Genomic DNA, 14,035 nt, shown 5'->3' with positions numbered 1-14,035 from the left:
TCGAAAGTACTGCCCAAACATCCAAGTGAGAATACAATTTGGTATAAGTTACGGTGCATTGATATCAAACAGCCTACGCCTTTATCTCACCAGCTGGGCGGTGGAAGTAAAATATTGACGACATATTCCCCGTGTGACTAACAATATTGTCAGCAAATTGGCAAAAGCAACCATAAACATAATCAAAATTTGGTAAGATGCAGCTTCGCGAGCATTAATGCCACTGAGCAACTGACCAGTGATAATTCCTGGTAGCGTCACCATAGCAATAATCATCATCTGATTAAGAGTAGGAATCAATCCAGCGCGAACAGCATCTTTACGGTATTGTGCGATCGCCTGTTGTGGAGTTGCACCCAAGCTTAAATGAGTTTCTATTTCTAAGTGAGTTGCATTCATAATACTAACAAGACGTTCTCCAGCCAGCGCAGCGGCGTTCATGGCATTACCTAATACTATTCCTCCTAGAGAAATCACATACTGTGGCTCAAACCATCGGTCTGGTTGAAGAATCAGTATATTAGTATAAACCAGTGTTATGGTTGTACTGATCAAAATTGATCCCCACACCAAGGGCAACATCTGCGGTATTTTTTGAGTAATACGATTTCGTGCGACAATTGCTGAAATTGTCAGCATAACTGCTAATATCGCCAAAACTGCCCAAGGATTATCTAAAGCAAAGATGAACTCCAAAACATATCCCAATACGGCTAATTGTAGGAAAGTTCTGCCTGTTGCGAGGGCTAAATTGAACTCTAATCCTATTCGTTCCCACGCGGATAAAGCTATGGCTGCGCCCATTAATCCAACAGCAAAAGCCAAATCGACGAAATCTAGCTTGATCAGCTCCTGCATTGGTTTTCTACCTCTTGTACATATACGTTATAAGCTATAGATTACAGGTAACAGGTAATAGCTTGCACTATGCGTGCTCTGTCCTTTATTCCCTGTTCCTCTAAAAGTACTCACCGGGAACTTTCATATTCGGTATTGGTTCTTGGTGGATATACAATTCCTTGCACCCTAGAAGATAGTAACCTTTTTGAAAAAAACCTCCGTGAAAACTCTTGGAATTTTGTGAATTTGAGGAAGAAGACTTTCACGAGCTTTTTGATTCAAAACGATCAGGGGCACCAAATCTAACGTCAGTATCTATCTTGAATTTAAGATAAAATCTCATGGTTCAAAGTCTAAATCATTCCGTACCAGCTTTTGATATTAAGCAACAATACACCATTATAGAAGCAGAAGTCAGCGCAGCTGTCTTAGAGGTTCTTGCTTCTGGTCGTTATATTGGCGGTCCTATAGTAGCAGGCTTTGAGCAACAGTTCGCTGCATATATTGGCGTCACTGAATGTGTAACATGCAACTCAGGTACTGATGCTCTTTTTTTAGCACTTAAAGCTTTAAACATTGGTGCAGGCGATGAAGTGATTACGACACCATTTACTTTTATCGCCACTGCTGAGGTTATCAGTGCTGTGGGTGCGAAACCAGTGTTTGTTGATATCGATGAGACTACGTTTAATCTAGATGTAAACCAAGTCGCAGCTGCAATAACGCGCCAAACCAAAGCAGTTATCCCAGTTCACTTGTTTGGTCAACCTGTGGATATGGCTGCATTGATGAATGTAGCAAAAGCACACAATTTAGTCGTGATAGAAGATTGTGCTCAGTCTACAGGGGCAAACTGGGTCGGGCAAAAGGTAGGAAGTATTGGACACATCGGTTGCTTTAGTTTTTACCCTACCAAAAATCTCGGTGCATGCGGTGACGGTGGAGCAATAACAACTAACGATCCCGAAATCGCAGCCCGGTTACGATTCTTAAAAGAGCACGGTCAAAAAAATCGATACCTTTGTGAGGAAATTGGTGTCAACAGCCGTTTGGATGCGATGCAAGCCGCTATTCTTCAAATTAAGCTGCGATATTTAGATTTTTGGAATAATCAGCGGCGGCAAGTTGCCGTTCGTTATCACCAGTACCTGAATCAAATTCCTGGTCTGATTGTACCCCAAGAATTGGCTGGAGGTATGGGAGTTTGGAATCAGTACACCATTCGCGTACAAGACAACAAAAGGGACTCGATTCAGAGTTTATTACAACAGCGGGGTGTAAACACAATGATTTACTATCCCCGCCCTTTAGACTTACAGCCAGTTTATGAAAATCTGGGATACAAAGACGGACAATTACCAGTAGCACAGCAAGCTAGCCAGGAAGTTTTATCCTTGCCTATGTTCCCAGAATTATCAGAAGAACAGCAAAATCACGTGATTTATAGCCTCAAGGATTGTTTGGCGTAGAGGGATAAAGGACAAGGAAACGAGGGGAAAAGGGGAAGATTTTTCTCCGTGTTTCCCCCTCACAGTGTCGCCTTGTTCTGTTTTAGGCGTCTGCGCGGAGCGCAATCGCACCAAAACTGACAGTTCCCAACGCTTCCACCAAACCACGTACAGCAGCAATCATGGCGACTTCGCTATTGAGTTGGTTGATAGCAGAACCGACACCAACACCCGCTGCACCAGCAGCAACAGCAAGAGGTGCTGTAACGCTGGAAATACCAGAAGCACACAACACTGGAACTGACACCGCACGAGAAATTTCATAAGCTGCTGCTAAAGTAGGAGCAGCTTTTTCAACGAGTCCCAAAGTTCCAGGGTGAGTTGGGTTGCTACTAGTTCCACCTTCGGTTTGGATGATATCTGCGCCAGCTTTTACCAGATCCTCTGCCAACTGTACCTGTTGATCTAGTGTCAAAATATGGGGAACAGTCACAGAAAGGGTGATTTCAGGAAGGAGAACGCGGGTTTGGTGAGTCAGTGCTAAAACTTCCTCAGCCTCAAATTTGCGTCCTTGAGCATAAAAAGAATCAAAATTACCAATTTCAATTAAATCTGCACCTGCTGCAACAGCTTGGACAAATTTCTCTGGTTCTACGGTTGAAACACAAACTGGTACATTTGTCAACTCTTTTGCCATTTGTACCAAAGCAGGATCAGCTGCGATATCAACAAAAGTAGCACCACCGTGATGGGCTGCTTTGACGATTGCTTGCACTGTATCGCGATCGAAGTTATTCAAGCCGCTGATAACTTTGAGAGCGCGGCGGTTGGCAAATGCACGTTGGATAGTAGGATGCATTGTCATATTTCGTCTTTTGAAGCTTGGAAAATTAGGTTTATTCTATCGTCTCCTCGTTACCTAATAGGGTTAACACTACCTTTCATGACACGATTATGTTAAAAAACAGCCAAAATATAAAGAAAAAATAATTCCTTATCATCTCCCAAAGTATAAAAATTTTGATTAGGGCTGTTTCATTATTAAACGACATCTTTATACGAAAGTAATGACGATGTTCCATGAGCCAGCACCACATAATTTGGGGGAAAGGTGAGGCAGATGAATTGTAGTTTATGCTACAAAAAACAAGTTTCATCCATCGAAAATCAGATAAACTTAGGCTATTCCAGTGTTTGTTCCTTTCACTTATGCAAAGAGCCGACACAACAACTAAGGAGAACTGGTGTGGATGAAGAACTGCAAAGCCTCATAAATGAGGTTTGTCAGTACCCAGAGCAAACTCCAGAGCGGCAGAAAGCTTTACATCAGTTGCTCATAGCCGTTCAAAAATTACCTGGTATTCTGAGGTCTAACCATCAAGACTATCTTCTGGCTTTAAATAAAACTTGGGAATGGGTTTGCCGTAATATCTGTACGTTTGAGCCACGTTCGCCTTCACTACAAGAGAGCTTGATTAGCTGGATTAATGGCTACCTCAGATTCCGAATTAAAGATATATTATCTCCAGACAATCATTATGTCATCAGCTTAGACCAACCTTGGAGTAACAATGATGGGCCGCAAGTCACTTTGAGTGAGTTATTGCCTGACTCTGAAAGTAAGGACTTAGACTTGCTGGAGCGCAAGATTGCCCAACTTCAGGAAAAAAAGCTCCAACGTATTGGTCAAAAAGTAAGACAACAAATGGTCGAAGATAAACAGAGAAAGCTCAGAGCTTGTCATCCGCGAAAATATCCAGAATGCCATTGTCAGCTATTGGCTCAGCGCTTAGTTTTACAGGAACCTCCCGATAGAATTGCTGACATTGCTAGGGAGTTCAACATCAATAACCAAGGCCTTTACGCACACTGGAAGAGAAAGTGCCTTCCACTACTACAAAACATTGCCAGAAATAGCGGATACGAACAATGAGCAGTACATCCCAATATATTAGCGTTCCTCTTGACAAAAATGCCCATTGCTATGCTGAAGAATTTGCTGCTGAACAAGCTACACCCGAAAAAGGCAAACAAGTTTATCTCAACACTCTAGCTGTTTACGCTGTTCATAGTTATTTGAAATGCTTGGGGATAGAAACAGACCTCACTGGTAGCGACAGTTGGCATCCAGGCTTAAGAGCACTTTTGAATGTAGCTGATTTGGTTTTACCAAATGTAGGCAAATTGGAATGTCGTCCGGTACTACCTGGTGAGAGGACTTTAAAAATTCCTCTAGAGGTGACACAAGATGGGCTAGGTTATGTAGCTGTTGAGTTTCATGACTCCTTAAATTCAGTACAGTTGTTAGGATTTGCACCAACTATGACTTCTGATGAGCCTCCCGAAGAACCTGATCTGGAACAATTACAATCTCTGGTAACACTCATTGAGACTATTCACATGGTTAACTTACGCCAATGGCTTGAGGGAATCTTTAAGCAAAATTGGCAAGCCCCGGAATTAGTCCTGGCTGGTAACTCGAAAAGAACTCTGAACTTTAAAAGCATTCAAATAAACAACTCTACGAGTCGAGCGAAGGTGATGACTTTAGCAGGTCATCCTCTTGTACTGGTAGTACAACTAACTCCTAAAAATACAGAAGAAATTAATATTCGCCTGCGTCTTTATCCAGGTAATAATGTTAGTTATCTACCTCAAGATTTACAAATCATTCTTTTCGACCAAGCTGGGACTGCCTGCATGGAAGCACAAACCAGAAGTACTAATGACTGCATACAATTGGAATTTGGTTGCCAACTAGGAGAAAAGTTTAGTATCAATGTGATATTAAAAAAGACCAGCCTGACTGAAAAGTTTGTTATTTGAATATCAAACAGTAGGAGACAACAATGGCGATCGTCAAACTAAAACTTAGAGAAGGCTCAAAAAAAGGATTCCAAGTTACTCTGAAAGAAACAAATCGCGATGATGAGATAGAAGGCCATCTACTGCCGCTTCCACAAGAAATAGATCCAACACAAGAAACATCAGCTTTCTGTCGATGGCAATTAGGCTATCGAGAAGAAGAAGATGTGCGCTCATCATATACACGCATTACACCTATAGGTATCAAACATAGTTCTCCCGAAGAATACGCTAAATACGCTGAAGACGTCAAAACCTACCTCAATCAATGGCTCAACTCTGGAGATAATGAATGGTTGCGAATCCGGGATGCGTTAGTCGCGATTTGCTCGCGATTGAATAGTGCAAGTGACGAAGTTGGCATACTTCTTGATGTAAAAGATATTAACTTGTGCCGCCTTCCTTTACAAGAGTGGAACTTTATTGAAAACCATTGTCCGCAAGCGGAAATAGCCTTCAGGCTTCCCAAGAGCAAAGACGGCAAACCTAGTATTCATCCCCTCAGCAGTTCCAAAATCAGAATTCTAGTGGTTGTAGGTTGGAACAATGACATCAATACTGATCAGGACTTAAAAGAAATTCAGCGTTTAGAAGAACTTGGGGCAGAAGTTAAGTATTTAGAGCAACCAAAGCATGACGTTTTGTGTGATGCTTTGTGGGATCAACAGGGATATCACATATTTGTCTATATTGGACACAGCATTAGTAAAGAAGATGGACAAATTGGTTGGATAAAAGTGAATGAGCAAGAAGATTTAAGTATTGAGGATGTTAAGAATGCCTTAAAAGAAGCGATTAACAAAGGATTACAGTTAGCGATTTTTAATTCTTGCGATGGCTTGGGATTAGCTAACCAACTTGCCCACTTACACTTGCCACAAAGCATAGTGATGCGGGAACCCGTACCAGATCAAGTGGCTGTGAAGTTTTTGAAATACTTTTTTAAAGAATTTACTCATGGTAAATCTCTCTTTGCTGCTGTACACAGATCTCGCAAACGTCTAGAAGATGTTTTCAAATCTCGTTATCCTGGTGTCCATTGGTTGCCTGTTATTTGTGTAAGTCATAGTGTCAAAAAGCCGCTTACCTGGCAAGATCTTATTAAAAGTTGCTCAGCAAATGATGTTTTAAAAAAATCACCCAAAAAACCTCAGACAACATCCAAATTAAAACAGAATTGGATTGCTGTTAGCTTACTACTTCTATTTCTCAGTGGTGGGGTAGTTATCTGGTGGGTAACCAACCAAAAACAAGCACAAATGGTAGTTAGGACATCGCAAATAAACTTCATAGATGTTAGTGGTATTCCTCAAGGAAAGTGGTTATTTAATGGAAGTACAAGTTGGGAAGAGATTATTAAAAAAGTACACCCCAAGATTCAACAGGAATTACGGCAAATTACGTTAAGCCTCCGTCCCCATCCTACCTCGCAACGAGGTTCACAAATAGGAATTAATATGCTGAAGAATGGTGAGATTTAGTTTGCTCTGTCTTCACGACATCTCAAGCCAGATGAGCAGCAGGATCTTCTTGGAAACAAGCTACAACAAAATCCTGTGGCGGATGATATCATTGCAATTGTAGTTAATCGTAATTTGGGCATTTCCAATCTAACTGTAGAACAACTTAAAGGAATTTACACTGGTACATTTCTTAACTGGAAAGATGTTGGTGGATCAGATGTCCCAATCACACCCTACTCTCGTCCACTTGAAGCAAGTGGTACTACTGAATTCTTTAAAGAAAACGTTTTACAAGGTCAGAATTTTGGAAAAAATGTTCAATTCCAGCCTACTACCTCCCGTATTCAAAAAATAATTGGAGAATCAAATTTAGGTGGCATTTACTATCTTACTTCGTCCGAGATTAGTAAGAGTCTTGTTAAGTCTTTACGTATCAATGGTACCGATCATAAAGAAATAGAAAAATATCCTATTATTAGGCGTCTATTTGTAATTACAAAGCAGGATAGTAGACAAGATGAACAGATAGGAAATTCTTACGTTAAACTATTGAAAACAGAGGAAGGACAAAAGTTAATTAAAGAAGCATTACACGAAGCCCAGTAATTGACTATACTGTTATGTATATTGTCGTACAAATACATGAAATACAAAAAAGAGTACGCAATTTTACCGAAAAATCAGCGTGCTTTTTTTGTATTTATAGTGAGTTTTATAATTTTTTATTGCTTGACTAAAAAGTAGATACACAAAACCAAAAATATTGGGCTTAGCTTGAATCTGTGAAGCTTGCCACAGATTTAGTTCTTATCGACTTACGAGGTTTAGGATATGAAAACAGGAACTAACTTTATTTAATACAAGAAAATACACACGGATTGTTAATAATTCCTTCCTCAAGACTAGCTTGTTACTCTTACGTGTGAAATTCGGCTTATTTACTGTAGTCCTGAACCTATTCCTTATGTTGGCAGTTTACTCTAAAGCTACAGCCCAAAAAAATATTTGCCCTTAGTAATAACTTTTATCATCTATTGATATAGTCAAAAGGGAGGCGAGTTATTAATTATAGGTGGTGCATCAAATAAAATCAACCCGCAGAGTGATTGCACAATGGCTCTCAACATCTTGGATCCAGAGTTTGATCATTCTCGTTACCATCACACTTGTCGGTATTCCTTTTCCTGTAATTGCATCGAAAGAGGACTTAAATGGCAGCAATGAACCTGAACCCCTTCAAACTGAGATCACACAAAAGGATCTCAACATTATTGAGCAGTTAGTTCTCATTGCCCAGCGCAACTCCGCTCAAGTACAGGAGACAAAAGCTGAAATGGGACTAAGTGCTTTTTCGGATATTGTGAGCGTAGAATTATCCCCGTCTCAAACCACAACAAATTTAACCTTACCTGAGGTTTCATCTGTCAGCGAGGACAGTTTTTCCCTCACCGTCACATTCGATCCAATTAAGCTTGTGAGCACGATTAAAAAACTACCTGTTATACAGGCTCGTTGGAATGAAGCCAAGCTCCAGAAACGAGTGGCGATCGTAAAAAACTATGTTGCATATCTCCAAGCCCGTCAAGCCTGGAAAATTGCCGCTTACCGAATGCAAAAGCTGAGTGCGAATCGTCTCAATTCCCAAACAACCTCTCCTGGGAGCGTTGATGATCTTGCAAATGCGGACTATGTCACAGCCGTCACTCAAATGCTGAGTACGAGTACAAACGAGCGAGTAGCATTGGAAGAACTAGCAGCTAGTGTCGGTTTATCCTTGCAAAAAACGCTCGCCATTATCAATGGTCAATAGCTATTATGGGTTAAGGAACTGGCCAAATCTTGATAGTCTTGTCCTTACTTCCACTTACCAAAGTTTTACCATCTGGACTGAAAGCGACAGCAAAAACTTCGCTTGTATGTGCGTTAAAGGAGGTTATTTCCTGCCCTGTACTCAGGTTCAAGATTTTAACTATACCGTCATCGCTACCACTTGCAATTGTTTCGCCATCTGGGTTGAAAGCGATCGCACTCACATCAGCTGCATACCCTTCAAAAGTACGTATTTCTCTTCCTGTATTCAAATCCCATACTTGAACAGTTTTATCATCGCTGCCACTCACTAACAATTGACCATTCGGGCTAATGGCAAGGGCATTCACATCACCTTCATGACCTTTGAGGTTGAGTATAACTTTTCCTGTATTCAGATTCCACACTTTGATAGTTCTGTCTGCACTGGCGCTAGCAAGCTTGTGATTATCTGGACTCATCGCGACAGAAAGAACTGCTCCTGTATGCCCTTCAAAAGTGCGGATTTCCTGTCCCGTCTTCAAGTTCCAGACTTTGATTGTATTATCATAACTACCACTGGCAATTTTTTCACCATCTGGGCTGATAGCAACAGAATTAATTAGACCGGAATGTCCTTTAAGAGTGCGAATTTCCTGCCCTGTCTTCAAATTCCAGACTTTGATTGTGTTATCCTGACTACCACTGACAAGAGTTTGACCATTTCGGCTAATGGCGACACAATAAATAATACCTTTATGTCCCTTAAGAGTGCGAATTTCTTTTCTTCTGTTGAAGTTCCAAATTTTGATAGTTTTGTCATCACTACCACTAGCAAGAGTAGTACCTTTAAGGTTGAATGCTAGAGAATTCACTTCACCTGAATGTCCAGTTAGGACTGAAGTTTTCCCAAAAAGTTGCCAGTAAGAAACCAGCCCGCCTAAACCGAAAAGTGTAATCAAACCTCCAATCAGCAAAGATTTCTTCCACTGAGAGCTTGGTTGAATAACAGTGGTTGGAAATCTAGGAAAAACTGATGATAGGGAGGGAAGTTGTGAAGGCGATCGCGTTGCACTCATATCTGGTGGAATGACTTCTAGTTGTCGTTTTTGATGTAAGTCTTGCAAAACTTCATCAGCGGACTGGTAACGAGGCTCGATATCTTTTTGTAATAACTTGTCTAACACCTGATCCAGTTTTGGAGATATGGGAGACTTGAGAAATTGCCGCCAATTCATCACCCAACCATAGCCATGTTCCATGTAAAGCCCAGATGGGTGAATTCCTGTTAATAGATGAAAGCAAGTTACACCTAAACTAAACAAATCGCTCGCTGGATATGCGCTGCCATGTTTCATTTGTTCCATTGGTGCATAGCCATAGGAACCAATAACTGTACCCGTATGATCTAGAGAAGTTACTGTTAACTGCTTGGCAACACCAAAATCAATTAGCACTAAATCTTTTCTACCATCTTCGGAGAAACGACGAATAAGATTTTCTGGTTTTATATCCCGATGAATCACTTGATGTTCGTGAACAAATTTGAGCACAGGTAATAGTTCATGCAACAGTTCCCAAATCTTTTCCTCACCGAACAGTCCCTGTTGTCTCAACTCCTCTCGCAAAGTTTGCCCTTGAATAAACTGCTGCACCAAATACAAGTAGTTATCATCCCTAAAATAGGCATACAAAGTTGGAATTTGCCGATGTTCTCCAAGTTGTTGCAGACGCCGCGCTTCTTCTTGAAAAAGTTCGGTTGCTTTATGCAGGGCGCTGGTTCCTTGGACTTGCGGTGCAAGTTGTTTGACAACACAATCTTCATTCAGCTTATCTTCATCTTCTGCCAAAAAAGTTCTGCCAAATCCCCCACCTCCCAATGGTTGGATAATGCGATAGCGGTTTCGCAACTGAGGTATCAACTCCATACCGCAACTTTGGCAGAAATGTGCACCATCTGGATTTTGGGGCTTCTCGCAACTGGGATTGAGGCAGTAGATCATAGTTAGGCGTCGCTCAGCCGTTATCATCTAATATAATCCCCTGAAACGTCTGAATCACCAATTTTATTAAGTTTTGCTATCTCAGGGGGCGATCGCCCATTATGGAAGATGTTAGATTCAAGGCAGCACTCCTCTACGTAGACCAGTATACCTATGGATTTAGTTACTCTAATAACCATTTTCGGGGGCTTAATCGGTATTGTTGCTGGCACAGTGCAAGTGCTGGACTATGTAGAAAAGAAGCGACGCGAGCAGCCAACACCAATTGAACTAGTACAAAAAGAAACACCAAATCAACAACCTTTATCTACATCTTCGCAACTGCAAGTTGCACCAGTAAATAAACTCCGTCAAGATTGGGGAGAAGCTGTCGATGTATCAGTTTTCTATGGACGTACTGAAGAACTTGCCAAGTTAGAACAGTGGATAACACAAGATGGCTGTCGCTTGGTGGCGCTGTTAGGAATGGGAGGAATTGGTAAGACTTCCTTATCTATCAAACTCGCACAACAAATTCAGGATAAGTTTGAGTACGTTATCTGGCGCAGTCTTCGCAACGCTCCACCAATACAAGAAATCCTAGCAGACTTTATGAAGTTCCTCTCTAACCAACAAGCAACAGATTTACCCGAAGAAGTCGGCGCTAGAATTTCGTTGCTAATTGAATATCTCCGCGCCTCACGTTGTCTCTTGGTTCTGGATAATGCTGAGTCCATTTTACAAGGAGGGGACAAAGCTGGAGAATATCGAGAGGGCTATGAAGAATATGGTGAATTATTCAGGCGCGTTGGTGGAGTCTCTCATCAAAGCTGCTTGATAATCACAAGTCGAGAAAAACCTCAAGAAATTGCTTCATCAGAAGGAGAAACGCTCCCAGTTCGGTCTTTGCAGCTAACTGGTTTAAAAACACGAGATGGAGAAGAAATTTTTCTTTTAAAGGGGCTTTCTGGCACAGAAGATGAGCAAGAAAGACTCATTGACTTTTATCAAGGTAATCCCCTGGCATTAAAGATAATTTCTACGACTATAAAAGAATTATTTGACGGTAGTATTTTGGAATTTTTAGCACAAGAATCTATCGTTTTTGGGAGGATTCGTGATGTTTTAGACCAACAGTTTAATCGCTTGTCGGATTTGGAGCGAGAAGTCATGTACTGGTTGGCGATTAATCGCGAACCTGTTGGGCTATCTGAATTACGAGAGGACATTGCATCACTGGAATCGCCGCCTAAATTGATAGAAGCGCTGGAATCTTTGGTCAGGCGTTCTTTAATTGAAAAAGTTGCGAGAAGTTTCACATTACAAAACGTTGTCATGGAGTACATGACAGACAGATTGATACAACAAGTTAGCGAAGAGATTAGAAAGGGACAATTTGAACTTTTTAACAGTCATGCTCTCATTAAAGCAACAGCAAAAGATTATGTTAGGGAATCTCAAATTTGTCTTATCCTCAAACCACTTGCTGATAGATTAAACCGTGAACAGACGCAAAAGATAATATCTATACTGCTAAATAAGTCGGAAATTTATACAGGTTATGCAGCCGGAAACATTATCAATCTGCTAGTTCACCTTAAGATTGATTTGAACGGTTATGACTTTTGCCATCAAGTCATAAAGCAGGCATATCTTCAGGATGTCACTTTGCAGGGAGTAAATTTCGCTGATTCTGAAATAACCAAGTCAGTTTTTACTGAAACCTTCGGTAGTATCGAGGCGGTGGCATTTAGTCCTAATGGAAAGCTTTTAGCTGTGGGTGACACAAATGGTCAGATTCGCGTATGGCAAGTTGCAAATGGAAAAGAAATTTTCAACTTTCAAGCACATACTAGTTGGATAGTGTCAATTGCTTTCAGTTGTGATGGAGTCACTTTTGTTAGTGGTAGCAAAGACCGAACTATTCGTCTGTGGGACGTCAGGACAGGTGAATGCTTGAAAATCTTGCAGGAACATAGCAGTGTAGTAACGTCAGTCGTCTTCAGTCCAGATGGACAAACCCTTGCTAGTGGTAGTGCGGATCAAACTATTCGTCTGTGGGATGTTAGAACAGGTGAATGCTTGAAAACCTTGCAGGAACATAGCAATGTAGTAAGGTCAGTCATCTTCAGTCCAGATGGACAAACCCTTGCTAGTGGTAGTACTGACCAAACTGTACGCTTATGGAATGTCAGGACGGGTGAATGCTTGAAAATTTTGCAGGGACATACTAATCGGGTACGGTCAGTTGCTTTTTGTCCTTCTGGTGTGACGCTTGCCAGTGGTAGTTATGATGGAACCATACGCATATGGGATGTTAGGACAGGTAAATGTCTGAAAGTTTTGCAGGAACATAATAATCAAATACAGTCAGTTACCTTCAGTCCTAATGGTCAACTTCTTGCAAGTGCTGGTTATGATAAAACCATTAGGTTATGGGATGTTGATGCAAGTGAATGTCTGACAACTTTGCAAGGGCATAGCCATCCAGTTGAATCAGTTGTCTTCAGTCCAGATAACAAAATCCTTGTCAGCGTTAGTCATGATCAAACGGTAAGATTATGGGATGTTAGCAGAGGTGAATCCCTGAAAATTTTTCAGGGATATACTAGTTGGGTAACATCTGTTGCATTCAGTCCTGATAGCCAAATTCTTGCCAGTGGAAATCATTTTTTCGCTAGTTTATGGCATCTCAGTACAGGTTCTTGCCTAAGAACTTTCCAAGGACATAGTAATTGGGTATGGTCGGTCACTTTCAGTCCTGATGGGAAAATTCTTGCTACGGGCAGTCAGGACAGAACAATTAAACTATGGGATGTTAACACAGGTGAATGCCTTAAAACTCTTATCGGACATACTGCTAGAGTTCGGTCTATTTGCTTCAGTCCCAATGGCAAAATCCTTGCCAGTGTCGGTTCTGATCGAATGGTAAAGCTATGGAATATTACTGACGGAAACTGTGTACAAACGCTCCAAGGGCACGCTCAAGCAGTATCGTCAGTTGCCTTTAGTCCTAATGGTGAAATCATTGTTACTGGAAGTTATGATTTTACGATGAGGTTATGGGATCTCAGGACAGGTGAATGCATCAAAATTTTGCAGGGAGACACTGCTTTGGTGTATTCAGTTGTTTTTAGTCCTAATGGTGAAATTATCGCCAGTGCTAGTCATGACAAGACAATAAAGCTTTGGTCACTCAGAACAGAAGAATGCATCAACACTTTACAAGGACACTCCTTTGCAGTAAGGTCAGTTGCTTTTGGTTCTGACGGAAAAACCTTGGTAAGTTGTGGTTTTGACCAGACGGTGAAGATATGGGATGTTAGTACAGGTGAGTGTTTGAAAACTTTACAGGGACATACTAGAGGAGTGCTGTCTGTTGCGGTCAGCCCTTCGACTCCGCTCAGGGTAAACCCTCAAGGTACGACCATTGCCAGTGGTAGCTATGATGAGACAATCAAGTTGTGGGATTTTAACACAGGTGAGTGTCTAAAAACCCTCAGAGCAGCAAGACCCTACGAAAGCATGAACATCGCGGGCGTGACAGGTTTAACAGATGCGCAAAAAGGAACCCTCAAAGCGCTGGGTGCAGTGGAGTGCGTTGGGCGGGTTTCCCGACAGTAGCGCAACTGCCGTTGCAAGAGCGTCT

10 protein-coding genes are annotated in these 14,035 nt (G+C 41.4%); 7 read left to right on the top strand and 3 right to left on the bottom strand.

Annotation, left to right across the window (positions count from 1 at the left end; genetic code table 11):
* Window positions 1-81: 81 nt before the first annotated feature.
* Window positions 82-858 carry an ABC transporter permease gene (locus DP114_RS15205; RefSeq protein WP_169262862.1) on the bottom strand — a complete coding sequence of 259 codons (777 nt, stop codon included), beginning with the start codon at window positions 856-858 and terminating at the stop codon, window positions 82-84.
* A gap of 323 nt (window positions 859-1,181) precedes the next feature.
* Here DP114_RS15205 and DP114_RS15200 point away from each other — a divergent pair, with 323 nt between their 5' ends.
* Window positions 1,182-2,309 carry a DegT/DnrJ/EryC1/StrS family aminotransferase gene (locus DP114_RS15200; RefSeq protein ID WP_171976480.1) on the top strand — a complete coding sequence of 376 codons (1,128 nt, stop codon included), beginning with the start codon at window positions 1,182-1,184 and terminating at the stop codon, window positions 2,307-2,309.
* An 82-nt stretch (window positions 2,310-2,391) separates the two neighbouring features.
* Here DP114_RS15200 and DP114_RS15195 read toward each other — a convergent pair whose 3' ends face one another.
* Window positions 2,392-3,153: a DUF561 domain-containing protein gene (locus DP114_RS15195; RefSeq protein ID WP_171976479.1), complete on the bottom strand. Its 762-nt coding sequence runs from the start codon at window positions 3,151-3,153 to the stop codon at window positions 2,392-2,394.
* 381 nt (window positions 3,154-3,534) lie between these two features.
* Between DP114_RS15195 and DP114_RS15190 the strand changes: the two genes are divergently transcribed.
* The 5 genes from DP114_RS15190 to DP114_RS15175 all read left to right on the top strand — a co-directional run bounded on the left by DP114_RS15190 (window position 3,535) and on the right by DP114_RS15175 (window position 8,426).
* Window positions 3,535-4,221 (top strand): hypothetical protein, encoded by a 687-nt coding sequence (locus DP114_RS15190; RefSeq protein ID WP_169262865.1) that lies wholly within the window; start codon window positions 3,535-3,537, stop codon window positions 4,219-4,221.
* Window positions 4,218-5,114 (top strand): DUF1822 family protein, encoded by an 897-nt coding sequence (locus DP114_RS15185; RefSeq protein WP_171976478.1) that lies wholly within the window; start codon window positions 4,218-4,220, stop codon window positions 5,112-5,114. The genes DP114_RS15190 and DP114_RS15185 overlap by 4 nt, the downstream gene beginning before the upstream one ends.
* Before the next feature lie 23 nt (window positions 5,115-5,137).
* Window positions 5,138-6,634, top strand: a complete 1,497-nt coding sequence (locus DP114_RS15180) for a CHAT domain-containing protein (protein ID WP_246163200.1) — start codon at window positions 5,138-5,140, stop codon at window positions 6,632-6,634.
* A gap of 6 nt (window positions 6,635-6,640) precedes the next feature.
* On the top strand, window positions 6,641-7,222 hold the full coding sequence (locus DP114_RS34995) for a substrate-binding domain-containing protein (protein WP_246163326.1): 582 nt from the start codon (window positions 6,641-6,643) through the stop codon (window positions 7,220-7,222).
* A gap of 535 nt (window positions 7,223-7,757) precedes the next feature.
* Complete coding sequence (locus tag DP114_RS15175) at window positions 7,758-8,426, top strand: hypothetical protein (protein WP_246163198.1); 669 nt, start codon at window positions 7,758-7,760, stop codon at window positions 8,424-8,426.
* A gap of 10 nt (window positions 8,427-8,436) precedes the next feature.
* On the opposite strand, the gene DP114_RS15170 is transcribed toward DP114_RS15175, so the two are convergent.
* A complete protein-coding gene (locus DP114_RS15170) occupies window positions 8,437-10,434 on the bottom strand; it encodes a protein kinase domain-containing protein (protein WP_465251442.1) in 1,998 nt (665 codons plus the stop codon).
* A gap of 126 nt (window positions 10,435-10,560) precedes the next feature.
* On the opposite strand from DP114_RS15170, the gene DP114_RS15165 reads away from it, so the two are divergent.
* On the top strand, window positions 10,561-14,010 hold the full coding sequence (locus DP114_RS15165) for a WD40 domain-containing protein (protein ID WP_171976477.1): 3,450 nt from the start codon (window positions 10,561-10,563) through the stop codon (window positions 14,008-14,010).
* Window positions 14,011-14,035: the final 25 nt, after the last annotated feature.

Source organism: Brasilonema sennae CENA114 (assembly GCF_006968745.1).
Classification (GTDB): Bacteria; Cyanobacteriota; Cyanobacteriia; order Cyanobacteriales; family Nostocaceae; genus Brasilonema; species Brasilonema sennae.
The sequence above is the reverse complement of the archived record's forward strand: the minus strand, read 5'-3'. Positions and strand labels throughout refer to the sequence as shown.